General features: G+C 44.5%; 21 protein-coding genes. 9 read left to right on the forward strand and 12 right to left on the reverse strand.

Features of this window, described 5'->3' with window-relative positions; all coding sequences use genetic code 11:
• Positions 1 to 17 precede the first annotated feature (17 nt).
• Positions 18 to 503 carry a CreA family protein gene (locus ACRN9H_RS02815; protein WP_432312376.1) on the forward strand — a complete coding sequence of 162 codons (486 nt, stop codon included), beginning with the start codon at positions 18 to 20 and terminating at the stop codon, positions 501 to 503.
• Positions 504 to 700: 197 nt separating this feature from the next.
• On the opposite strand, the gene ACRN9H_RS02820 is transcribed toward ACRN9H_RS02815, so the two are convergent.
• The 3 genes from ACRN9H_RS02820 to pdsR all read right to left on the reverse strand — a co-directional run bounded on the left by ACRN9H_RS02820 (position 701) and on the right by pdsR (position 5180).
• Positions 701 to 1900 carry a cystathionine beta-lyase gene (locus tag ACRN9H_RS02820; protein WP_432312377.1) on the reverse strand — a complete coding sequence of 400 codons (1200 nt, stop codon included), beginning with the start codon at positions 1898 to 1900 and terminating at the stop codon, positions 701 to 703.
• A 310-nt stretch (positions 1901 to 2210) separates the two neighbouring features.
• Complete coding sequence (gene pdsS, locus ACRN9H_RS02825) at positions 2211 to 4370, reverse strand: proteobacterial dedicated sortase system histidine kinase (RefSeq protein ID WP_432312524.1); 2160 nt, start codon at positions 4368 to 4370, stop codon at positions 2211 to 2213.
• 117 nt (positions 4371 to 4487) lie between these two features.
• Positions 4488 to 5180, reverse strand: coding sequence for a proteobacterial dedicated sortase system response regulator (gene pdsR / locus ACRN9H_RS02830; RefSeq protein ID WP_432312378.1), 693 nt, complete (start codon positions 5178 to 5180; stop codon positions 4488 to 4490).
• Positions 5181 to 5437: 257 nt separating this feature from the next.
• On the opposite strand from pdsR, the gene pdsO reads away from it, so the two are divergent.
• The 3 genes from pdsO (at position 5438) to ACRN9H_RS02845 (ending at position 9374) form a co-directional block, all read left to right on the forward strand.
• On the forward strand, positions 5438 to 6262 hold the full coding sequence (gene pdsO, locus ACRN9H_RS02835) for a sortase-associated OmpA-like protein PdsO (protein ID WP_432312379.1): 825 nt from the start codon (positions 5438 to 5440) through the stop codon (positions 6260 to 6262).
• 90 nt (positions 6263 to 6352) lie between these two features.
• Entirely contained in the window at positions 6353 to 8659 is a 2307-nt protein-coding gene (locus ACRN9H_RS02840; protein WP_432312380.1) for a marine proteobacterial sortase target protein, read from the forward strand.
• Positions 8660 to 8669: 10 nt separating this feature from the next.
• Complete coding sequence (locus ACRN9H_RS02845; protein ID WP_432312381.1) at positions 8670 to 9374, forward strand: class GN sortase; 705 nt, start codon at positions 8670 to 8672, stop codon at positions 9372 to 9374.
• A gap of 59 nt (positions 9375 to 9433) precedes the next feature.
• On the opposite strand, the gene ACRN9H_RS02850 is transcribed toward ACRN9H_RS02845, so the two are convergent.
• Positions 9434 to 10459: a GGDEF domain-containing protein gene (locus ACRN9H_RS02850; RefSeq protein WP_432312382.1), complete on the reverse strand. Its 1026-nt coding sequence runs from the start codon at positions 10457 to 10459 to the stop codon at positions 9434 to 9436.
• A 179-nt stretch (positions 10460 to 10638) separates the two neighbouring features.
• Here ACRN9H_RS02850 and ACRN9H_RS02855 point away from each other — a divergent pair, with 179 nt between their 5' ends.
• Positions 10639 to 12261, forward strand: coding sequence for a M28 family metallopeptidase (locus ACRN9H_RS02855; RefSeq protein WP_432312383.1), 1623 nt, complete (start codon positions 10639 to 10641; stop codon positions 12259 to 12261).
• 99 nt (positions 12262 to 12360) lie between these two features.
• Here the strand turns inward: ACRN9H_RS02855 and ACRN9H_RS02860 are convergent, their stop codons facing one another.
• The 3 genes from ACRN9H_RS02860 to ACRN9H_RS02870 all read right to left on the reverse strand — a co-directional run bounded on the left by ACRN9H_RS02860 (position 12361) and on the right by ACRN9H_RS02870 (position 15092).
• Positions 12361 to 13224 (reverse strand): hypothetical protein, encoded by an 864-nt coding sequence (locus ACRN9H_RS02860; protein ID WP_432312384.1) that lies wholly within the window; start codon positions 13222 to 13224, stop codon positions 12361 to 12363.
• Between the two features lie 432 nt (positions 13225 to 13656).
• Positions 13657 to 14622, reverse strand: coding sequence for an ATP-grasp domain-containing protein (locus ACRN9H_RS02865; protein ID WP_432312385.1), 966 nt, complete (start codon positions 14620 to 14622; stop codon positions 13657 to 13659).
• A gap of 20 nt (positions 14623 to 14642) precedes the next feature.
• On the reverse strand, positions 14643 to 15092 hold the full coding sequence (locus tag ACRN9H_RS02870; RefSeq protein WP_432312386.1) for a DUF413 domain-containing protein: 450 nt from the start codon (positions 15090 to 15092) through the stop codon (positions 14643 to 14645).
• A gap of 108 nt (positions 15093 to 15200) precedes the next feature.
• Between ACRN9H_RS02870 and hdfR the strand changes: the two genes are divergently transcribed.
• The gene (gene hdfR, locus ACRN9H_RS02875; RefSeq protein ID WP_432312387.1) at positions 15201 to 16070 is read left to right on the forward strand and encodes an HTH-type transcriptional regulator HdfR; all 870 of its coding nucleotides are present in this window, start codon (positions 15201 to 15203) and stop codon (positions 16068 to 16070) included.
• Positions 16071 to 16080: 10 nt separating this feature from the next.
• Here hdfR and ACRN9H_RS02880 read toward each other — a convergent pair whose 3' ends face one another.
• On the reverse strand, positions 16081 to 16452 hold the full coding sequence (locus tag ACRN9H_RS02880) for a diacylglycerol kinase (protein ID WP_432312388.1): 372 nt from the start codon (positions 16450 to 16452) through the stop codon (positions 16081 to 16083).
• Positions 16453 to 16731: 279 nt separating this feature from the next.
• Here ACRN9H_RS02880 and ACRN9H_RS02885 point away from each other — a divergent pair, with 279 nt between their 5' ends.
• Positions 16732 to 17670, forward strand: coding sequence for a DNA ligase (locus tag ACRN9H_RS02885; RefSeq protein WP_432312525.1), 939 nt, complete (start codon positions 16732 to 16734; stop codon positions 17668 to 17670).
• Positions 17671 to 17703: 33 nt separating this feature from the next.
• On the opposite strand, the gene ACRN9H_RS02890 is transcribed toward ACRN9H_RS02885, so the two are convergent.
• On the reverse strand, positions 17704 to 18774 hold the full coding sequence (locus ACRN9H_RS02890) for a type I restriction endonuclease (protein WP_432312389.1): 1071 nt from the start codon (positions 18772 to 18774) through the stop codon (positions 17704 to 17706).
• A gap of 538 nt (positions 18775 to 19312) precedes the next feature.
• Between ACRN9H_RS02890 and ACRN9H_RS02895 the strand changes: the two genes are divergently transcribed.
• On the forward strand, positions 19313 to 19801 hold the full coding sequence (locus ACRN9H_RS02895) for a low molecular weight protein-tyrosine-phosphatase (protein ID WP_432312390.1): 489 nt from the start codon (positions 19313 to 19315) through the stop codon (positions 19799 to 19801).
• 211 nt (positions 19802 to 20012) lie between these two features.
• Here the strand turns inward: ACRN9H_RS02895 and ylqF are convergent, their stop codons facing one another.
• Entirely contained in the window at positions 20013 to 20951 is a 939-nt protein-coding gene (gene ylqF / locus ACRN9H_RS02900) for a ribosome biogenesis GTPase YlqF (protein WP_432312391.1), read from the reverse strand.
• Between the two features lie 150 nt (positions 20952 to 21101).
• Positions 21102 to 21941 carry an isopenicillin N synthase family dioxygenase gene (locus ACRN9H_RS02905; protein WP_432312392.1) on the reverse strand — a complete coding sequence of 280 codons (840 nt, stop codon included), beginning with the start codon at positions 21939 to 21941 and terminating at the stop codon, positions 21102 to 21104.
• 378 nt (positions 21942 to 22319) lie between these two features.
• Here ACRN9H_RS02905 and ACRN9H_RS02910 point away from each other — a divergent pair, with 378 nt between their 5' ends.
• The gene (locus ACRN9H_RS02910; protein ID WP_432312393.1) at positions 22320 to 23225 is read left to right on the forward strand and encodes a bifunctional methionine sulfoxide reductase B/A protein; all 906 of its coding nucleotides are present in this window, start codon (positions 22320 to 22322) and stop codon (positions 23223 to 23225) included.
• A 108-nt stretch (positions 23226 to 23333) separates the two neighbouring features.
• Here the strand turns inward: ACRN9H_RS02910 and hemB are convergent, their stop codons facing one another.
• On the reverse strand, positions 23334 to 24317 hold the full coding sequence (gene hemB, locus ACRN9H_RS02915; protein WP_432312394.1) for a porphobilinogen synthase: 984 nt from the start codon (positions 24315 to 24317) through the stop codon (positions 23334 to 23336).
• Between the last annotated feature and the right edge of the window lie 78 nt (positions 24318 to 24395).

Here is a 24395-nt window from a genome sequence, read left to right on the forward strand (position 1 = left end):
CGTAAAAGGATGTATGTATGAGAACACGGCTTAAGTGTGCGTTTGCGGTAACGGTGGGTTTATTACTCGCTGGCTGCGGTGACGATGTGGGTAAGGTGAGCCTAGGGCTTTTTACCACCAAAGATGTAATTATTGATGCGAAACAAGATCCTAAAATCCCAGGCGTAACTTGTCATATTAGTCGTATTGAGGCTAATTTAGATTTTGCCGATCCCTCCGACATGAGCATTAGTTGCCGCCAAACAGGGCCAATCAACGCGACTGATCTTGCTAAAATAGACATGGGCAAACACGGCGAAGTGATTTTTACTGAATCCTTAAGTATTTTATTTAAGTCATTAAAAGTGCGTAGAATTTACGATGCGCAAAATCAGACGTTGTTGTATTTGTCCTATTCGACTAAAGAGACTAATGGCAGCCATAAACATGCACTCTCAACCGTACCGCTCTATGGCTCAGCGGCGTGGATCGATCCTGCGTTAAACGTGGGTAAAGCGAATTAATCGAGGCTCATTGAATAGGTTAGCTTTTTTTATTAGCCTAAATATTTGTAGTAAACAGAAATAAACAAAGGGGGCGGAATATTGATTCCGCCCCTTTGTTTTTATATGCGAGCACTTGCCACTAAACCGCTTTGCTATTCAGCTAATCACCTATTAGGTAAAAGGTAATAGGTAATCACAGCGACGTTGAGATATGGCTACTTAGCTTTAGCCGCCAGTACCGCGTTAAAGCGTTCAAAGCCTGTACTGAGATCGGCAATTAAATCTGCTGGATCTTCTAAGCCAATATGCACACGGATTAATGGTTTACTTGCATCCCACTTTGTTACTGAGCGGATTTTTTCAATGCCGAAAATACCGAGGATTAAACTCTCGTAGCCGCCCCAAGAGAAACCCATTTTAAAGTGATGCATATTTTCAACCAGTGCGGTAACCGCATCGGCATCGCCTTGTTTTAATACAAAAGAGAACAAGCCGTTTGAGGCACTAAAGTCGCGTTTAAAGAATTCGTGCCCAGGGCATGTCTCGAATGCGGGGTGACGCAGATGATCGACTTCTGGGCGGTTTTTCAACCAGTTGGCGACTTGCAGTGCATTTTTTTCATGTTGCGCCATACGCACACCTAAGGTGCGCAGACCGCGTGCAGCAAGGTACACATCATCAGGGGAGGTGGTTTGCCCCATTAAATAGCTGTGTTCACGTAATTGTGGCCAGTATTGTTCATTGGCGGTAGCTGTGCCTATCATCACATCCGAGTGACCGACGATATATTTGGTGGCCGCCTGAATCGAAATATCCACGCCCATTTCAAAGGGCTTACTATTGATGGGTGAGGCCCACGTGTTGTCTAGCATAGTAATCAGCCCATGTTCGTGGGCGATGCGGCACAAGGTAGGCACATCTTGCACTTCCATGGTGATAGAACCGGGAGACTCTAAAAATAGCACCTTAGTATTGGGGCGAATAAGGTCGCCAATGCCAACGCCAATCAGCGGATTGTAATAGGTGGTTTCAATACCAAAACCGCCGAGAATATGCGTACATAAATCTCGCGTTGGCTCATACACGCTATCGACCATTAATAGATGATCGCCCGTTTTTAAAAATGATAGCAACGCTGCACTTATCGCCGCAGCGCCTGAAGGATAAAGCGCCGTGCCTACGCCGCCTTCTAATTCGGCAATCGCAGCTTGAAACGAAAAATGGGTTGGAGTGCCGCGGCGGCCATAAAACATCTCGCCATTTGTTTTGTTTTTAGCGGCGTGGCGCATGTCATCCATCGTTTCAAACACGATAGTCGAAGCGCGAAAGACGGGCGGATTAATCACGCCTTTGGTCCATTTTTTATCTCGACCTAAGCTGACAATTTGGGTGGCTTGATGAGGTTTATCTGTCATTAGAGAATTACCTTGGCATATAGGTTAAACAAATCAGTTAGGCAAGTTTTGAAAAACACTTACGCTTAGAAAATACTTACATTTACAGAAAAACGACTGTTCAAAGAACAGCGAACAGAGAGTGTAATCTGTTGTTATGGCGGTCATCTTAGCATCTGCGCGCTAAAATGACAGGAGGCGCAGTGATGAGTTTGACTCATGTGATTGCTTCCGGCATGTGCGATTTTAAGATAAAAATCGCTCGTGCTGCCGAGTAAGCGTAACGGCTGTTTATCTGCGCCAATATTAACCTTCCCCATACTCTGCCATTTTAGCTTAAAGGCAGTGTCACAAGAATATCTACGCCATTATGTTCACTTCGGTTACGGGCGAGGATTTGTCCCTGGTGAAACTCAGTAACTAATCGGGCGATATACAGCCCTAAACCAAGATGGGGTTTGTCTTGGACTTGATTTATCCGTACCGAAACCATGGAATCAAAAATCTGCTCCGACATATTAAGTGGGAGTTCTGGCCCTAAATTACTAATCAGCAATGTGGCTTGCTTGCCGACTTGGGTGAGAGTGACTTCGATGGCACTGTCCTTATCGCAAAATTCAATCGCGTTGGCGATAAGCTTGTCCATCAACTGTGCTATGTATTCCGGCACGCCTTGCATCATTAGCGGCTGTTCGGGCACTTTTACACTAAAGCGCTGTTCTGGATAGGTCATTTGATAACCTTGCATACAACCACTAACGACTTGGGAGAGCGGAAATTTAGTAATGTCAGCCTGAATTAAACTCTGCTCTAAGCGCGTAGCTTCGCTCATATTATTTAAAATCATGCTTAAACGACTCACACCTTCTTGGGCGCGGTCGACATATTTTTGCGTGTCTTTATCTAAGGTCTGCAGGTTTAAATGCTCAAGGGATGAGCGCACAACGGCTACGGGTGTGCGTAGCTCATGTGACAAGCGTGATGACATATTCTCTAAATAGTGGGTGTATTGCCCCAGACGTCCAACGATGCTGGAAAAGCTGCGTGATAGATCGCCAATTTCATCCCGCGCCTTAGACGGCTTGAGGTGATTGCGCACTCGACCTTGGCTGTCGATGGCATTTTCAGCTTCATCGCGCAGTTTGCGGATACGGTTTGAAATACTCGATGCGAAGAAAAATAGCGCTAAAGTGCCCATGCTCATAATGGTTAAAATCACGTTAAACAGTTTTTCTAGCGCACGATTACGTAATGAGCGGATGCCGTGGGTGGTTTCTTCGGCAACAACGGCGCCCATCACATTGTTATCAATCCAAATCGGACTGGCGGCAGTGAGTACGACGGCTTTATTGTCTGGGGTTAAACGCCAAGTTGAACCTTGCTGACCCGCGAGCGCTTTTTGGATATGACTACCGTCAAGTTCGGTGGAGTCTTGCAAGGAATCGATAAAATCTTTGGGCGGTTTTGTGAGGATTTTATAATACAGTGGATGCAGGTAATCGCGTTTGAAGGTTTCCCACAAGGTTGTGCTTTTTTCATCTTCTAAAGTGCGGGTCCACACACTGTCATTAGCACGAATGTCGCCAGATTTAGCCAATACGCGGCCGTGTTTATCGACTACCCAAATACGTGAGCTGTTGTGGCTCATGCCTTTGATTATACTTTCAATTTCAGGTGATGGTACTAATACAGTACCGAGATTATCGACCGTATCTAAAGCAGAGGTACCGACAACCGCAACCATATCGCGGTATTTACTGTCGTTCACATCGGCAATGGCAAATCCGAGCTTACTGCCGACCATGCTTAAGGGGATACGCAGCTCAACATTATAACCTACATCGGTAGTTGCCCATTGTCCTTGAATGCGCACCTCAGGAGTGACGGGCACCGTTTGTTTGGGGTTAGCGGGTAATTCAAAAGCACTGATCCAACCCGGTTGCGTGGTGGCAATAATATAACGTTTGAATTTATTGTCCGGTGACAGGGTCGCAATCGAGAGGTGATCGTTTCTATCGACACTTAAGGCATTTTTTCCTCGAAAGACGACGCTTGGGTCAATGACTTGAAAAAAAGCATATAGATAGCCATCGTACTGGCCGACCATATGGGTAAAACTTAAGGTTAGCGGTGTGTTTGGATTGGCACGCATGATTTGATGTGCCTCACTGTATTGTAGAAATCGGTGCTGATATTCCTGCCATTCGTTAAGTTTACCATCGAGTAGAATCGCCCCCGCTAATGGATAGGCATACAAATCACGGCTTTTCTCAACTTGTTTTAAAAAGCTCGCCTGTCCATCAAATAATTTGGGCCGCTCATGCAGCGCAGTAGCCAGCGCTTGAGTTGTGCCCTCTAAGGTGCGTTCTTGGCCGTAGCGTAGATACTTCTCCATTTCCCACACATATTGATACCCCAACCAAGGTAGGCAGAGTAAGAACAGACTAAGGCCGATGACTTTAGTGCGAAGGCCAAAGGGGAAACGTATCATCATTTAGGTATCAGCATTTATAGAATCAAAGGTAATCTGTCTATCTTTATCCATTATATCAATGGTCTAAATAGTATGTGGTGTTATGCCCGATGGCTTAGTCTAGGGCAAACGAGTCTAGGCTAAGCTGTCCCAGCGATAACCCATGCCATAGACAGTATCGATACAATCAAACTCGGGCGCATTGGCGATAAATTTTTTGCGAATGCGTTTCACATGGGAGGTGATAGTGCTGTCATCGACAAAGATTTTTGCTTCTTGCATTAATTCATGGCGGCTGCGTACATGGCCAGGATGTTTAGCCAACGCATGCACCATCCAAAACTCGGTGACAGTGAGTTCAATTGGCAATTGGTTCCAGTAGACCTGCATGCGGTTGGCATCAATCGTCAGTGACCCACGCTCAAGCAGATATTCCTGTGGTGTTTGGCTTGCCGCAAGTTCGGACCTGCGAAATAAAGCCGCTAAACGCGCGGTCAAATGCGGAAAGCTCACTTCTTTACTCAAGTAATCATCGGCGCCTAAACGCAGACCACACACGGTATCAAAGTCACTGTCACGGGCGGTCAAAAAGATAATGGGCACAGTGCTCGACATCGCACGTAGTGACTGACAGAGCATAAAACCGCCGTCAATCTCATTACCTAAACCGATATCGATAATGGCTAAATCCGGTAAACGGGTGTTAAAGGCTAACATGGCCGAGGGTCTGTCGGCATAGGTTTGCACGCTATAACCGTGTTGTTGCAGCACGTCCTTGTAATTTTCACGAATGGCCGCTTCATCTTCCACTATAGCGATACGCTTCATAGAGCCCTATTCCTATTGCCTTTGGGACTTAAGTTTTCGTGACTATACAGGATTTTACCCGAGAAAAAAGACCACAAATACAATTGCCATTTTGTTGCCACAATTGATAGTTGTATTGCCATTTTCTATCCCTGCTCATGCCATTCCACTTGTGTTTAATAGCCTTATTAGTTTTGCACCTGTCTTGACCTGATGCGGTTTTGAATTTGATATTTCAGGGATGAGTGCAGCATCGAGAATAATCAAAAGGGAATGGGATGATGAAAAAAACGCTAGTTAATTTATTGGTGTTAAGTCTATTCAGCGCGCCCGTGGCCAGTGTTTCGGCGGGCGTCTCATTAAAAAACCAAGCGCTTGGACAAGATCAAACTCTAGATCACGACGTCAATGCTAACGACATGGCCGTGGACGATGAATACACCTATGAAGATGACGAAGCTGAAACCCTAATCGGTCTAGGTGGTGGGGCATTAGTCGGTGTATTCGTTGGGGGGCCAGTGGGCGCCATTATTGGTGCTCTTGCCGGTACCTTGATTGGTAAATCCATTGGCGATACCGATACGTTGCAAATTCAGCAAACACAGATAAGCCTGCAACAGGCCGAGTTATCAGCGTTGAGTGCAAAGCAGCAGAAAACTGAAAAACAGGCAAACGAATATGCCATGGCGCAGCAAGAGCTCAATGAACTGTTGTCAGCGCAGCGTCAATTACTCAGTGAATTAGCATTAGGGCTTAATGTGCAGTTTCGTACGGGATCCTCTGAGGTCGAAGCGCACTTTTTACCCCAATTAGAAGATGTGGCCGAGGTAATGAATCTATCGCCTGAGCTTAACTTGGAACTTAAGGGTTATGCCGACCGCCGAGGTGATGTGAGTGATAACCAAGCGCTTTCTGAACAGCGTTTATTGGAAGTACAGGGTTACTTTATTCAGCAAGGTGTCGCTGCACAGCGTATGACCACCCAAGCCTTTGGGGCGTTATCGCCATTGCAAGCGCAGCAAGAATCATATGTGTTCGATCGCCGCGTAACGTTAACGCTGCAGCCCGATACGACCTTGATGGCACAGCGCACAGCCCAATAGCGGCGCATATTACGCCGTTAATTTTACATGGCTTAGGTTAAACAACCGCCAACGTCAGTTTATATTTGTTAATAGAAGGAAGTCTTTGTGATGGCCACAGGGAAAAGGGTAAAAGAAGTCAGTGAAGCTATCGCGATACTGTTGATTAGTGCTGCAATATGTTGGTGTTTGCCCTTCGTGGCATTGGCTTCATCCAATAGTATTGGCACGCTGCCTGAGCCACAGAACATGGCCTCGGCTCAGCTAGAACAAATAACTATACAGTCACAAACCATTAATTTTGATGATATTACCCAAGGTATGTTGCTTTACCGTCATCAGAGCGGTGCTTGGGCGCCATCCTTACCACTTGATACCCAAGTGGTAATGCAAGTCTCTGGATTAAGTAACCGCGTCAGCGTGAAACAAGTTTTTCGTAATAACACTGAGTTTGTATTGAATGGACAATATTTGTTTCCGCTGCCGAATGAAGCCGCGGTAGATTCGCTGCGATTACATATAGGCCAACGAGTTATTGAAGGGCAAATTCATCCTAAGGCCGAGGCCAAGCAAATTTTTGAGCAGGCAAAAGCGGAGGGTAAACGAGCCAGTTTAGTCAGCCAAGAGCGGCCGAATATGTTCACCACTGAAGTGGCAAATCTAGCACCTCAAGAGGAACTGATAGTGGAGATTAGCTATCAGGAGACCATTAAATATGAGGATGGTGTGTTTAGCCTACGTTTTCCGCTGGTGGTCGCGCCTCGTTATATTCCGGGTTTAACCTCTGACGCAAGTGCTAGCGATTCAAATGATCCTACAACACAGGGCAGCCAATCAGGCCGAGTAACCAGCTCGCAGGTATTTGATGCCGACCGTATTGTTGTGCCAGTGCGAGATGCGGCCAGTGGGCGCGATCCTGTGCTCAAGGCTGACATTCAAGTCTTACTCGCAAAGGGCGTTGATAAAGCGTCCATTGAGAGTCCTTACCATGACATCAAACTCAAGCAAGACAACAGCGGCGCGGTTGATGTATCGCTGGCGCAACGTGTGCCCGCTAATCGTGATTTTGTGCTGCAATGGCGAGTACAGCAGGGCACGAGCCCAATGGCTTGGGTGTTTAATCAGCAAGGTAAAACCCATAAGCTCGATGGCGAAAATCTGTCTCAGGATACACTTGAGACAAGTAAAACCAGCGGCGTAAATGATGATAATTACAGTCTAGTGATGGTGTTGCCTCCTAAGGTTGAAAAGAGTACTCAGCCGAGTTTGCCCCGTGAATTAATTCTAGTGATTGATACCTCGGGCTCGATGGCGGGAGATTCTATCGTGCAAGCTAAAAATGCACTGTTGTACGCGTTAAATGGACTTAAACCGGAAGACCGCTTTAACATTATTGAATTTAACTCAGAATTATCTCAGTTATCAGCAACACCACTCGCTGCGACCTCGTCTAATTTGTCCCGCGCCCGTCAGTTTGTGAGCCGTTTACAAGCCGATGGTGGCACCGAAATGGCGTTGGCACTGGATGCTGCATTACCCAAATCAATGGCTAATGAAGCGACAGAATCATCGCAGCCTCTACGCCAAGTGATTTTTATGACTGATGGTTCGGTGGGTAATGAGCAAGCCTTGTTTGACTTAATTCGTTACCAAATTGGTGAGAGTCGCTTATTTACTGTTGGCATCGGTTCAGCGCCCAATTCACATTTTATGCAAAGGGCGGCGGAACTTGGCCGTGGCACTTTTACTTATATTGGTAACGTGGATGAGGTCGATGAGAAAATCAGCGCCTTGCTGAGCAAAATTCAATACCCTGTGTTAACCGATATTCAAGTACGGTTTGACGATGGCAGTGTTCCCGATTATTGGCCGTCACCGATTGCTGATTTGTACCGAGTTGAGCCTGTGCTCGTTAGCCTTAAACGCGGTGCCCGTGAGCCGCAGGAGTTAGTTATTTCAGGACGTCAAGGCCATAAAAATTGGCAACAGTCATTATCATTGCAGGATAACGCCGCGGGCTTTATTACCCATCAAAGCGCAGGGTTAGATTTGTTCTGGGCCCGTAAACAAATCGCTGCATTGGAGCTCAGTAAAAATGGCGCCAATGATGACAAGGTCAAACAGCAAGTCACAGCGTTATCGATGAACTATCACTTAGTCAGCGCCTACACAAGTTTAGTGGCAGTGGATTTAACGCCAATCGATGCAACTGCGACCAGCCGTGATGCTGTGGTGCGTCAACACTTGCCATTAGGGTGGCAACCGTTTGGTGTATTACCGCAAACCGCTACTTCAAGCCGTTTGGATATACTACTTGGTGCACTTACCTTGCTATTAGCCTTAATGCTTGCAAGGTCAATCCAGCGGCAACGACGGGAAGATAAAGCGGCCTTAATGGCACTGGCCTGTGAATTATGAGTCACATGTGATGAGCAAAGCGAGAACACAGCGATTTTTAGTGGTGGGATTATGTTTAATTGGCGCAACATTGTTAGTAAAGGGACTCTATATGCAGACTAAAGCACACTTTGCCCAGTATTTGATTGAACAGGCATGGACTAAAACGCTGGCCGATGGACAATCTCATAAGCCTTGGTCATGGGCGGATACCTACCCAGTAGCAAAGCTGTCGATTTACCGCGAACAAGTGGCGGCTAACAGTGATATTGAGACCGAGTTGAATGACAGTTTATATGTCCTAGCGGGGGCTTCTGGGCGAAATCTAGCCTTTGGCCCAAGTCTAGTGTTATCCAGTGCGCCAGCAGGACAAACGGGTAACACTGTGATTGCCGGCCACAGGGATACACATTTTGCGATACTCAATGGTATGGCGGTCGGTCGCCGCTTATCGTTACAAACGCTAAAGGGAAGTAACATTGTTTATGAAGTGGTTGCCACTCAAGTTGTGCATGAAACTGAAACCCAATTTATGGCACCATCCGATGATAATCGTTTAACCTTGATCACCTGTTACCCCTTTGATGCACTTCAAGGCGGCGCAGACTTGCGATTTGTAGTGCAAGCCATACCGGTCGATGATGAGTTGATGCGAACGCACAATGCGGATGTATCCGCAGCAATAGGCAATAGGTTGCAAGAACATGTTGTCAGTATGTCCCGCTTTACACATTAATATTAAAGACAACATAAACCTTAGCCTAAATCTGAACCCGATTTCGGCTAAGGTAGTAATCAGTTACTGATTGGTAATACTCGATTTCGTCCTAAACGCTTGGCGTCATAGAGCAATTTATCCGCGGCTTCAATCAACTGCATACCCGTTTGTTTATCCTGCCATTGGGCAACGCCAAATGAAGCGCTAATATTATTGATACGTTCATCTTTGCGTCTGTCTTTCAAACTGAGCTTTTCAAGTCCACGGCGCATGCCTTCGGCCAGTTGTCTGGCGACACGTAACTGACTTTTAGGAATGATAATCGCAAATTCTTCACCGCCAAAGCGATACAGTTTCACGCCATCGCGACAGGATTCCTGTAAACGTTTAGCCACAGCCCGCAGTACTTGATCGCCAAGCTGGTGGCCATAGGTATCGTTAAATACTTTGAAATGGTCAATATCGGCTAAAATCACGCAAGTACCTAATGGAGCTTGGGCCAACATACCAGCAAAATCGATGTCGAAAGCGCGGCGATTAAAGCAGCCCGTTAAGGCATCGTAGAGTACATCTTTTTCAGTTTGTTCGAGTTTTTTCTTTAGGGCATCGATTTCGGTTTGAGCTTTTTGTAATTGTCCGGTAAAGAACTCAGTGCTCGAACGAATATTGTCAGACTCTTTCACTAAACTGCGAACTAAATCGAGTACTTGTTCGACACTGTAGCCTTCATCTTCAATACGGTTTAGTTTCTCAAAATTACTATTAATACGCGATTGGAAGCCATTCGCATCCAGATTAGTGTCTTTGAGCGATTGGGATAACTCAGTCACCATAGCATCTAGACTCTGACGCATTTCTCTTACATCAAGTTCGACAGGATCAGCAACATATTGGCGGTATAAGAGTTCACTACTGACGGGAGGGCAGGTATTGTACTGGGAAATCACAGTGTCGAGTTGTTGATTTAACTCGGGATTTTGCTCTCCAACATAAGTGTACCAAAGTGCATAGTTAACCGGTGTGGTCGGAATTTTATGTTTGAGCATCAGAGGCACTGCTTTTTTGAGATTTAGCGCCGCAATTTGTAATAACTCTAACGACATATTGTTACCTTACTCAATGAAAATACACGGATATTGTAATTTCGCTATTTTATTATTTTGCTATCTATTTAAGGCTCACTACAAGAATATCCCTTCGATGAGGGCGTGAGCGCTGTTACGTTAAGACTGCCATCATAAACTAAAGATGATATGGTAAAGTCTATCCTTAAAATCAAATAATGATAATAACTTGGGAGACAGTTGTGAAAAATATCATCTTAGCCACAAGTCTGATGGCCACTATTTCATTACCCGCCTTAGCTGAAACCGCATTTGTGCAAAGCCTCGATCTCGCGCAATACCGAACCGATGTTAAAACCTTAGCCAGTGATGCCTTCGGTGGACGTGCGCCTTTGTCCGAAGGTGAGACCTTAACTTTAGACTATTTAGTGAAAGCATTTAAAGATATGGGTCTCAAACCCGGATTTGGCGACAGTTATCTGCAGGCCGTACCGTTGGCGCAAATTAGCGCTGATCAAAACATGCAGCTTGATATCGGTGGGCTGAAGTTTACCAATGGCAGCGAGTTTACTGCCAGAACCCAAAGAATCTCCGAAAAAGTCAGCTTAAATAATAGCGATATGGTGTTTGTTGGCTACGGTATTAATGCACCCGAATATGGCTGGAATGATTACCAAGGGGTAGATGTAAAAGGCAAAACCGTTATTGTACTCGTTAATGACCCTGGCTTTGCGACTCAAGATCCTGCGGTATTTAAAGGCAATGCCATGACCTATTACGGCCGCTGGACTTATAAATATGAGGAAGCGGCGCGTCAAGGCGCAGAGGCTGTATTTATTGTTCACGAAACGGACCCTGCAGCCTATGGCTGGGGTGTGGTGCAAAACTCCAACACAGGGACTAAGTTTACTCTGGTCGATGCCAATAATAATCAAGGTCAAGTGGGCGTGATGGGCTGGGTTCAGCACGAAACCGCACAAAAAATCTTTGCCAAAGCGGGATTGGATTTCGATATCTTGAAACTGCAAGCTGTCAAGCCAAATTTTAAGGCGATCCCACTTAAGTTGAGCGCCCAGCTCACGTTAAACAATAAGATTGAGCGCGCCGAGTCCCATAACGTTGCGGCTTTACTACCCGGCAAAACGCACCCAAATGAAGTGGTGATGATGCATGCCCATTGGGATCACCTTGGCACTGTGATTGAAGACAGTAAGTCAGAGATTTTAAACGGAGCGGTCGATAATGCCAGCGGTGTGGCGGGGGTTTTAGCGTTAGCGCGTTACTTCAAACAGCAGGCTAGCACGGCGCCACTGGATCGCTCGGTGCTCTTCAGTGCCTTTACTGCAGAAGAAACGGGCCTGATTGGTGCGCAGCATTTTGCTCAGCATCCCAGTGTGCCAACAAAAAATATTGTCGCCTTTTTAAATATCGATGGCATGAATATGAATCAAGGCGTGAATTACATTTTGCGCTACGGGGAAGGGGTATCTGAGTTGGAGCAATACTTAGATAAAGCCGCCAAAGCCCAAGACCGTTCGGTAAAAGCGGATCCAAGACCACAGAATGGATTGATGTTTAGATCAGACCATTTTGCGCTGGCCCAGCAAGGTGTACCAGGATTGTTATTTATGAGCCTTGGAGATACCGACCCCGATTATATCGCCCATAAATATCACCAAGCCGCGGATGATTATGATGCTAATTGGTCATTAGAAGGCGTGAGTCAAGATCTTGATTTAATCGCCAGTATGCTCACTACGTTAGCTAATAGCACTGATTGGCCCCTCTGGCTAGAGTCTTCAGACTTTAAAGCCAAACGTGAGCTAGATGGTCGTAAATAATTGAAACGCGTTTAAGCATAATGGCGTCGAGTAGACGCCATTATTTTATGTTGTTTGTTGTTTAATGTGCTTAAGGTTACAAAGAAGAATACTGATGAACTAAAAGGTGTAGCTTACCGAAAACATAGGGCCAGTAAAGCTGTAATAGATATTGTAATCAGCAATTTGAGTATTTTTAGTGGGTGAGTCTTGGGCGATATCCACGTCTACTTTATAGTAATTATAAGCGACGCTCATACGCCAATTAGAAGTGATTTGTGCATCAACACCGAGTTTAATATCAACGAGTTCACCTTTTACATCATTGAGTTTCACATAAAAATACTGTGCATGGCTGGTAAATTGCCAACCGGGTATAAACTCATAATTTCCATAGATACCTACGTCGGGCAGAGGTGCTGTGACACTTTCGTCAACGATGCGCGGAATTGTTTGACTACCACAGACATTATTCACTAATTCTGATGAGGCACAAACTCCGATGACCCCTTCAAATCCCATTTTGATAAACATGGTATGTAGTCCAACTGAAAGGCCTACATCATAGTTGCTACTTTGAAACACATCATAGCCATACCCTAATCGCAGCACATCGATATTTAAGGTCGAACTCAGTCTACCTCCGGCTTTTACATCGTAAATATTGTCATTAATTTCGATCAAAAAGGGGTTAGATAATGCCTGAGTTTCGGCATCGCGGTGAAGTTGTTTCCAGTCTAGATAAATATTGTGACGTTCGTTAAAGCGGTAATTTAGCTCAATGAAGGGTAAAAACTCGTTTTCGGCTAGTTGTAAGTCAGACTCATAATCTAAGATGAAATTATTACCTGAAATAGCGTTTGTAACTTCCATATTAGTATCTGATTGCGAATAGAAACCACCAAACTCAATAGTAAAATCATCGGCTTGCACTTGAGTGCTCACGAGTGATGCTATGATGAGGGGTAACAAGCGGATCGACATATTAAGAAGTGACTCCAGCATTATTTTTATTATGTTTAACGATAAAATTAGATTTTGGTGCTACCAACTAAGCGTACGATAAAAATCGACAAAAGCAGTTTAACAGCAAATTTTCATATGTGAATAAAATGTTTTAAAAAGTGCGCTAATTTGTGATTCAAAGCAAAGGCTAGGGTAATTTTATTCATTTGTAGGAAAATTGAGTGAGAAGTCGCATCTGTTGATTGAGGTTTAAGGCAGGGCATCATATCCGCGGAAAATAATTGCCATAATAGCGGCAATCTTTGAGTCAGTGACATTTATGGATATGAAATAGAAGATGAACAAGTGCAGGCAGTGATTGGACTTATAATATCTAGCGGTGTGATCCCGCTAGATACGATCCTATTTTTAGTGTTTTTCTTTCGCGGCTGACGTCGATAACGACGAACTTTATACTGTCGGCGCTACAACACCATCAGCCACTACTTTAGGACTACTTGGCTCATCTTTATTAAACATACCTAAGCGGATACGAATAAAGTGTAGAATTTGCGCAGCTATGTCCACATTCAAACAAGACTCTAAACCTTCAAATCCTGGGGATGAATTCGCTTCACAGATTTTATAATGGCCGTTATCGAATAATAAATCGATACCCGCAACATCAAGATCGAGAATATTAGCTGTTTGGGTGGCTAACCATTCAATTTCAGGAGTGATCTGAAATGGACGCGCCGAGCCACCTGCACTCACGTTAGCTTTAAAGCTATCTTCTTGACCGCGCCTTTCGTAGCAACCAGCAACACGACCACCAATAGTAAATACCCGTAGATCGCGGCCATGGCTATTAGCAATAAACTCTTGCAAAATAATATTAGCGTTTTTGTTGGTCGCTTCAATTAATTGCATCAAATCATCGAATTCTCGTGCTTTATGCGATAAAAATACGCCGCTGCCCTGTGAGCCAGAAAGTGTTTTAATCACCACAGGAAAACCCAGATGACGTTCCACCAGATTAATGTCGACAGGGAATTTAACCAGCATTGTTTTAGGCGTAGGTAAATTTTTCTCGGCCAACAGCTGCTGGGAGAATAGTTTGTCTTTAACAATTTCAATAGCTTTAGAGGGATTGAGGCAATACACGCCTAATCGCTCTAAGTGGCGAATAATGGCTAAAGCAAAGTAAGTCGTGCCTGAGCCCATGCGCGGAATAATAAAATCAGGCAGCTCGACAGCTTGCCCATTCAATAAAATACTCTTGTTATCTTCTCTGGTGACAGTTAAATCAAATTCATCTGGTGCGTAAACTGTCAACTCGATGTTGTCAGCTTTGGCTGCCGCCAGTAAACGATCAATTTCATACCATTCAGGTTTTAGCTGAGTCGCAGTTTCTTTATATAAAATCCAACCACGCATTTAGTAGCAAACCTTAATTATCATTCTTTATCCTCAGGTTCAGGTTCATCCTGAACATCATCTTCAATATCAAATACAGCTTCGGCTTCGAGTTCTATTTCGGGCTTGGTTGCAGGCAAATGCACTGTACCAACCACGGCATAAAAGGGCTTCCCCATGGCAAGCCTGCGATACTTTACCCAGATCTGTTCTAACAAGCTACTGGGAGCGATATTTCCTTTCGTTACTTCGACAAATTGGGCTTCTTCGGCGGTACAAGGTAAGGTTTTACCTTCGGCTAAATTCTTCATCGCATACCCATGCAATTCAAGAAGTTCAGCTTCTTTATTGGTGAAATCACCGCTGCGTTTGAAGCCTTTGGGGAAATTAGCGTCATCGTAAAAACGTTTTGGAGAGTTAAAACTTACAGTAGCTGAGCCGTTAAACGTCTCAGAACCCTTGTTAGCGCTTAGAAAAGTCTGTTTAGACATGGCAGTTACCTTCTGGTTTTTGATACACAAAGATTTGCAACTGGAGTATTGGCTAGTATTATTGATTTATAAATCAAAAAAATTTGCCTATGTTGGTCAAGAATTTTTATGGATACCGATTTACTAAAAACCTTTCTTGAAGTCTCCCGTACTCGCCATTTTGGTAAAGCGGCAGAAAACCTTTATCTGACTCGCAGTGCAGTGAGTTTTCGGGTAAAGCAACTTGAGAGTATCTTGGGCGTTGCCTTATTTGAACGCCAACGCAACAATATTCAGCCCACGCCCGCGGGCGAGCGTATGCTCGGCCATGCTGAAGCGGTACTGACGGCGTGGGAGCGGGCTAAACAAGATGTTTCATTGAGTCAGTTACAATCGACTCAGCTTGCTATTGGCGCTGGGCCGAATATTTGGGACGCCTATCTGCAGGGTTATTTACAAGGATTGCACGTGGGTTTGCCCGGAGTTGCACTGCGCACTGAAGTATTACCGACTAATGCGATGACGCGTCAATTAATGGATCGTACTCTTGATATTGCGATTTCATTCGATCCCCCCAAACTTGAACAATTTGAATTACTGCAACTGGGGCAAATTAATCTGCTGTTAGTGTCGAGTATTAACGATCAAAGCGTCGATGCAGTTGTGCCGGGGCAATATGTGAAAGTAGATTGGGGGACGGCGTTTAATATCGTCCATGCGCAGGAGTATGCTTCACTGCCAGTACCAACCCTGCACACCAGTTCAGCGAGTATTGCTTTAGATTTTATCTTGAATAATGGCGGCTGCGCATTTTTGCCTGAACATTTAGTGCAGCATGCTTTGCGCTGTGGTGAATTACATCTTGTTAGTGGCGCGAATGCGATTTCACGTAATGTGTATGTTGCCTATTGGGCAGAAAATGATCGCTTAGCTCAAATAAAACAAGCCATCGGCTTTTTAAAGGACGATGGCTCAGTATTTGCTCATGCGACTATCTAAAACGTCGGTGTTAGAGTACCAGAGGCGCCAATACGACCAGCCAAGTTAATCCGCACAGCGCAAGACTCATAAAAACGGCTGCCGAGGCAATATCTTTGGCTTGGCCGCTTAGTGGGTGAATTTCACTGCCGACACGATCGACCACAGCTTCAATCGCCGAGTTTAAAAGCTCAACAATCAACACGATAAACAGTGTAAAAATCAGCAACAAACGTTCAATCGTGCTTATATCGACCCACAGCGCCACAGGTAACATCATGACTGCTAAGATTAATTCCTGTCTAAAGGCGGCTTCATGTATCCAAGCCGCTTTTAAGCCTTTCATCGAAAAGCCTGTTGCTCTGACAATGCGTTTAATACCGTGATTGTTGGCTGGTTTCATAGTGTTTCCAATTAACATTAGCGCCAAAGCGCTGAGATTTTGCTCGTTCAAATAAGAACAATCAAACAAATAATATCCGTTTGTAACATTTGACCGAGTTAATAAATTGCGCCGCAGTATAGCCTGAGATCACAAGCGTATAAACACTTAACTGAGCAAGTTGATGGTTAACATTCTTTGTTAACTTAGTGGGTTAGTGATTTTGGTGGTTATTTTAATGCAATTTTAGTAGTACAACCTAAGCTTGATGTTGGAGCATTACTAGAAGCGAGCAAAGGAATAACTCACATGATAAAGTTACAATATTTAACATATTACTCATCGTTTAGATGGTATGTTTTTACTCTGCTATTTAGCTTATTCCAGTGTTTGCCTGTTTTTTCTGCTGTACAAGTGTCGCCGCCAATACAACTGGCAAGTGTGTTTGATGGCGATAAAGCACTGCAAGACATTCATATAAAAGATTTTTTGATCAGTGAGAAACTCGACGGGGTCCGAGGCTACTGGAACGGAAAAGCATTATTCACTCGACAAGGTTATGTTATTGCTGCGCCCACTTGGTTTACTGCGAATTTTCCCGATTATCCCTTAGACGGTGAATTATGGCTTGGGCGAGGCCAGTTTGAAGCCATGTCGAGTTTAATTCGACAAAGCGCTGCTAAAGAAGAAGATTGGCGCAAGGTACGGTTTATGGTGTTTGATGTGCCAAAGGCGGATGGCGACTTTCAGCATCGCTATCAATTTGCGTTAACTGAACTGAGTGGAAAATCGCATTATCTTAAAGTCATAGCGCAGTTTCAAGTGGATAGTCTTGAAGCTCTGTATCAACAGCTCGATGCCTTAGTCGCTAAAGGCGCTGAAGGATTAATGCTCCATCGCAGTTCTGCAATGTATATGATTGGCCGTAACCCTAATTTGATGAAGTTAAAACCCTATTATGATGCTGAAGCTTTAGTCATTGCCCACATTCCGGGTAAAGGCCAATTTGCAGGGCAAATGGGTGCAATAAGAGTGCAAACCCCAGACGACCGGATTTTCAACATTGGCACAGGTTTTAATCTCGCAGAGCGCCAACACCCACCGAAAGTTGGCGCAATCATTACCTATAAATATCTGGGTCTTACCGTAAATGGCTTACCCAGATTTGCCAGTTTCCTGCGTGTACATACCGATGTGGAGGAGAGTAATAAAGTCATTTCATCGCAAGAAGAAAACTAGAGGGGCAATTCTGCTCCGCTAGTATTTAAATAATTACTCGTAAAAAGTGACTGTAGTAAGTAGTTGTTCACTATAACTAAAAATATCGTCTACTGAACTAATGGGATGACGAGTTTCATTTTTATTAGCATCCATTAATCCAAGGTATTTTTGTTTAGCATTAAAGTGCAATCGACATAAAGGCTTACGATTGTTGTCATCTAGTAACACCCCAAAGTAGCTTTGTGTATCTCTCGCAATAATTCTATTAACTTCTAATTTTTGTCTTAAGATGGCTTTAATAATATTGAAACCTTCTATTTCTTCATATGTTGTAATGACTTTAATTTTTTCGTCATCGGAAATTATGAAAGACTCGCTTGAGTTTTTATTTTCAACAACTGGCTTATCTCCACCAATAGCAGACTTTAATCGTTCATTGATACTGTCGCTTAGAAATTGTCTTAGTGCTTTATGCGTAATCTCTGCGAATTGGTGTTTCACTTTGGGTGTGAGAACACCATCGTAGGCTCTTGAGGCAAAAAAGCGGATGAATTCGTCCTCAGGTTCTTTAAACTGCTCGCTTATGATACGTTTTATTTGGCTTAAGTACTTAAGTTCACCTGCTGCACTTACGATGGAATCTACATCGAATGAACTTTTAGTGAGTTTCTTTACTTCAGGAATTAAATGCTCGTCAATATTTTCCAGATCCAGTGTAAGAAATGGTTTTTCATCCATTTTATTTGGAGCATCTAGGTCGGTATAGAACTGATACTCAGTGCCATTTGTCAAAATGGCAAGACGGGCGCTCGTTACTGAAAAATAACGAAATAGCTGAGCAGCATGTTTTATTGATAGTTTTTCGTTGTACTTTTTACACTCTATCAGTATTTGTACTTCGCCATCTTTTATTAAAGCATAATCTACTTTTTCACCTTTCTTACAGGCAGTATCGGCAGTAAATTCCGGAACAACTTCATTGGGATTGAATACGTCATATCCCAAAACGGTATGCAGGAAAGGCATGATTAAGGCATTCTTTGTTGCTTCTTCGGTTTGAAGGCTACTAGCAATTTGTGGGATACGTTTAGAGAGAACATCAATCCTTTCAATAAAATCCATTTCACATTTCCTCTTATTGTACTCTGTTGCTTATTTTTTATTCCAGTGAATTTGCAGCGGTTTGTAAGTTCATAATCGTTTAAACCGTACATGCAGTTATAAACCTAGCCGATAAAAGAACCATATCAAGTGAAATTATTAGTTTTTGTGGTATTTATCTAGTATTTACAAGTACGGCTGAAGATTTATTAAATAGACCACACATGAATTGTTAAGCAGATACTGAGTGATACCACTTGAGTTCAATGTGTTGCCCTTTATCATATATATAAATCATGCCATATAGAGTGTATTGTAAAAGCATAAGGTGTGATAAGTGGCTGCGCGACAAGTCGAACATGATGTTGATAACCTAGCGAATACTGGCGTATCACGATGAACGTTAATGTATAAATTAAAACAAACCTTCTATATTTACTGATTAATTGGCAATGGTTTCACCCCTATAGCGCCTTAATTTGACAATTAAGGCGCAAACTATATTTAATCACTTAATCATGGCGGTGGATAAGCTTTGACTGTTGAAGGATTGAATGAAATGAAAGAGGCGAGAGTGCAACGCATATTAATGGTGTGTACGGGCAATATTTGTCGCTCACCCACTGCGGAAGCGGTGTGCCGCGTTAAGGTTGCGGAGCGCAGGCTAAATATTGAGGTAGATTCTGCGGGTACTATGGGCTATCACCAAGGAGATAAACCCGATAGCCGTGCTATGGCTGCGGGTAAAAAGCGTGGTTTTAGTTTCGAAGGAATACGGGCAAGGCAGATTATAGATGCTGATTTTGAGCATTTTGATTTAATTCTTGCGGCAGATAAGATTAATTTAGCCGAGCTGCGGTGTCGTTGTCCGCTCGAGTATCAGGATAAATTACAGTTGATGCTTGCTTACGGTGATACGCAACTCAGTGAAGTGCCCGATCCTTATTATGGTGGCGCAGAAGGTTTTGAATTAGTATTGGATTTATTAGAAAAAAATATTGATGCCTTGCTCAATAATCTTGTATCAAGCACACAAAAACAACGGTGAGTTAACGCTTATATATTGCTAAATATCTCGTAATAAAAAAGCCAGCACATTGAATATACTGGCTTTACTGGCTTTACTTACTGCTCAACTGCTCAACTGCTCAACTGCTCAACTGCTCAACTGCTCAACTGCTCAACTGCTCAACTGCTCAACTGCTCAACTGCTCAACTGCTCAACTGCTCAACTGCTCAACTGCTCAACTGCTCATTGATTAATCGTGGCGTTTGCCCGAACGTTTAAGCCGTTCGTTGACCAGTTTAGCCTCTTTCTCTGCTTCTTTTATGGCCAAAACACGGGCGACTTCAATCTTCTCTATCTCGGCCATCGCAGGCGTTTCTAATGAGAGAAGACCTATTTTCCCCGAGCGATATTCATGCAGTAATAACTCTGATGCCTTGTGCATATCAATGCGACCACCTGGACGCAGGGCGCCACGTTTACGGCCAATCGCTTCAAGTAAAACCACATCATCTTTGGGTAATTCGCTGAGATTGTAGCGCTCACAAATCTCTTTTGGATAAGCGGTTAAGAAATACTTAGCGGCGAACAGGGCCACATCTTCATATTCCATTGCGGTATCTTTAATGGCACCAGTGACGGCGAGGCGATAGCTGCTCGCTTCGTTATCCACTTTGGGCCACAAAATCCCTGGGGTGTCCGAGAGTACGATACCGTTACGTAAATTGATCCTTTGTTGGGTTTTGGTCACCGCAGGTTCGTTACCTGTTTTGGCGATAACACGGCCAGCTAAGGTATTGATGATGGTAGATTTCCCAACGTTGGGTATCCCCATGATCATAGTGCGAATGTCTTTTTCGGTTTTATCGCGACTAGGCACTAGCTTACGGCAGATATCAGGGATCTTTTTCACCATTGCCGCTTGCAGTGTGGTGATCGCCGTGGCTTTGACGCCTTGCTCACGCTCTAAGTATTCAATCCATTGTGCGGTGATCTCTGGATCGGCCAGATCAGATTTATTGAGCAGTTTGATACAAGGTTTGTCGCCTCGAAGCTGAGCCACCATGGGGTTTTCGCTACTGTAGGGAATACGCGCGTCCAGCACTTCGATTACAAGATCGACCTGAGGCATTGCCTCTTCAATCTCTTTGCGTGCCTTGTGCATATGCCCTGGATACCACTGAATTGCCATGATAACGCCTTGTCCTAAATAACTTAAAGAACGGCTATTCTACCTTGAAGGTGGCGAATGTCATAAAAAAAGCGCCCTAAGGCGCTTTAATCGCTTAATCCTTGACTGTCTCTTGTGATTGTCACTTGGATTAATAGGCTGAATTAAGGCTTAGATCACCCCGAGTTCGCGTAATCTTTCCATCAGATAACTGTCGGCGGTATAACGCTCAGACAGCACGACAGCAGGGTTTGGATGCAAAAATAACGGCAAAGAGATCCGTGACTTGGTTTTATCCGTACCTTCAGGATTGATGACGCGGTGTGACGTCGATGGGAAATAGCCGCCAGAGGCTTCCTGTAACATGTCACCGATATTGATAATAATGCTGCCAAAATCGCTGGGGACATCTAACCAAGTGCCATCTTTGGCTTTCACTTGTAACCCAGGCTCATTGGCCGCAGGTAACACTGTGATAAGGTTGATATCTTCGTGAGCGGCGGCGCGAATGGCGCCCATTTCTTCACTGCCCGTCATCGGTGGGTAATGCAGAATACGCAGTAAGGTTTTTTGGCTGTTGGCGATCATTTCTGGCAATGGCATCGAAAACTTGGCTTTTACGTCTTCGGGTGAGTAGGTTTCGATCCACTCTAAAAGCTCAGCGGCCAGCGCGTTGGCTTTGTCGTAATAGGCGAGAATATTGGCACGCAGTGAATCGGGGATCCGGCCCCAAGGGTACACGTGGTAATACTCTTTAATGTCTTTGACTGTGTTGCCTTTGGCAGTTTCAGAAATCGATGCGGGGAAGAAACCGTCGTGGGTTTCTTTTTTGAACATATAGTCGTTTTTAGCTTCTGAATTAAAAAAGGCTTGCCACTCGGTGTAGATGTCTTCAACTAAGCGCTTATCAATCGGATGATTAGATAAAACACCAAAGCCAGTTTCCCGAAGTGATTCAACGAATTGCTGGGCACTGTTTTCAGCGCGGTAATCAATGGTTTCTAATTTCATTTTGGTTTCTACTTGTTATATTTAGTTGTAATTTGACCCGCTGCAAGTGTAGCCGTGCGCTGGAGCGGGTGCAAATACTCAGCGGGGGTTAGCGAGAGCAACTGCTGTATTTTCCGTCACTTATGCTGTCACCTAATGAGCACTGATTTAAACGCATAGATTAGGACTGGCTTAAGTAGTAAGATTTTAGCCCTTAAACCCGTTAGTATGGGCTATTGGATTTGTTGTGATTGGATGGATGTCGGCCGCATTTTGAAGCCGAGCGCAAGAAATCTTGCATGGAGTGGGTCTTATGTTGGCTTCTTATGGATCAGCTCCTTAATCAACTGAATGAAGAGTATAAAAATAGACAACGACGTGAGTCGAAAGGGCATTAATATGAACAAACTGACCGATTTTGAACGCTATGTTATCGAAGAGAAAGGCACTGAACGCCCCTTTAGTGGTGAGTATTATGATCATGATGCCAAGGGTTTGTATTTATGCAAAAAATGCCATGCGCCCTTGTATCGCTCTGAGCATAAATTTAATGCCCATTGTGGCTGGCCAGCCTTCGATGATGAAATTGCCGGCGCTGTAACGCGCCATGTCGACGCCGATGGCCGCAGAATCGAAATTGTCTGTAGCCAGTGTGGCGGCCATTTAGGCCATGTTTTTGAAGGTGAGATGTTAACACCCAATAATATTCGTCACTGTGTTAACTCCGTTTCTATGGTTTTTAAAGGGATGGATGATGCTGTTGAACCAGCATCGAACAGCTTTGCGACTTTGGGTGCTGGGTGTTTTTGGTGCGTCGAGGCTATCTTTCAAAGCCTAAAAGGCGTGGTGAATGTGACTTCTGGCTATGCTGGCGGTGATGCCCATGATGCCGATTATAAATCGGTTTGCTCGGGCCAAACTGGCCATGCAGAGGTTGTGCATATCGAGTTCAACCCAGAGGAAATTGATTTTACGACGCTATTGCAGGTCTTTTTTGAGAGTCACGATCCAACGACTCTTAACCGCCAAGGTAATGATAAGGGGCCACAATATCGTTCAGTGGTGTTTACCCACAATGCTAAGCAGATAGATCAAATCACTGCAATGCTGGCTCAGTTGGAGGCGGCAAAAGTGTTTGATGCGCCAATAGTGACTCAAGTATCAGCGTTTGATACTTTTTATCCCGCTGAAAATTATCACAATGACTACTTCGCTTTACACGGTGAGCAGCCCTATTGTCAGATGGTCGTGCGTCCTAAAGTGGAAAAAGTGAAAGCCTTGTTTGCAAGATTGCAGAAGGCTTAAGCGATTTAGCACAGGGTGTTAAATACAAAAACGCCACCGATAAAGGTGGCGTTTTTTATGGGGTTTCTAAAGTGCAAAACCTAGTTGTTTTCTTAACGAACAACTTAACTATCGGCTTTCAGTTAACCATTGGGCGTATTGTTTGGTGTAATAGCTGACAATCAAATCTGCCCCCGCCCGCTTTAAGCCGATAAACGTTTCAGCCACCACAGCACGCTCATCCAACGCGCCCGCAAGGGCGGCAAATTTAATGCCAGCATATTCACCGCCGACTTGATAGGCAGCGAGTGGCAGATTAGTTTCTTGTCTTAAACGGCTAAGTACATCTAAATAAGGCGTACCGGGTTTAACCATCAGGATATCGGCGCCTTCGGCTTCATCTAATGAGGCTTCTAACAGGGCTTGGCGACCGTTGGCATAATCAAGCTGATATCCCTTGCGGTTACCACTGAGTTCACAATCGACCGCCGCTCTAAAAGGACCGTAGAAGGAAGAGGCGAATTTTGCCGAGTGGGCCAGAATCGCCACATGCTCAAAACCTGCGGCATCGAGCCCTTGGCGAATGGCTTTCACTTGACCGTCCATCATAGCCGATGGCGCTAACATATCGGCGCCCGCTTTGGCGGCAGTCACAGATTGCTTAACTAAATTTTCGACGGTGAGATCGTTGCAGACTTCATTATTGTGCACCACGCCGCAATGGCCGTGATCTGTGTATTCACAAAAACAAATGTCGGGGATCACCATCATCTCTGGTACGGCAGCTTTAATGGTGCGCACCATGCGGGCGAGCAAGCCATTGTCATCCCATGTGTCGCTGCCTTTATCATCCTTAGTGTGGGAAATTCCAAAGGGCATCACATAGCGGATCCCGAGGGCGTAAAGTTCGCGTACTTCATCCGCCAGTGCACTCTCAGGTAAACGGCTGATGCCAGGTAGCGTGGAGATAGGCACTGCGTGGGTGATGCGTTCTTCTATGAACAGGGGATGGATGAGATCGCTTAACGAAACATGGGTTTCGCGCAGCAGATCGCGCATCGCTTCTGAACTACGTAAGCGTCTTAAGCGACGCAATGGAGGCGTGTTTAACATGAGTTTTCCTTATCGAAGGCGGATAAATGCAATCGTACAATGGCAAGGGATGACTTCAATTTATACTTGTATGCTCTG

This window comes from Shewanella sp. MF08487, assembly GCF_050848685.1.
Lineage (GTDB): Bacteria > Pseudomonadota > Gammaproteobacteria > Enterobacterales > Shewanellaceae > Shewanella > Shewanella glacialipiscicola.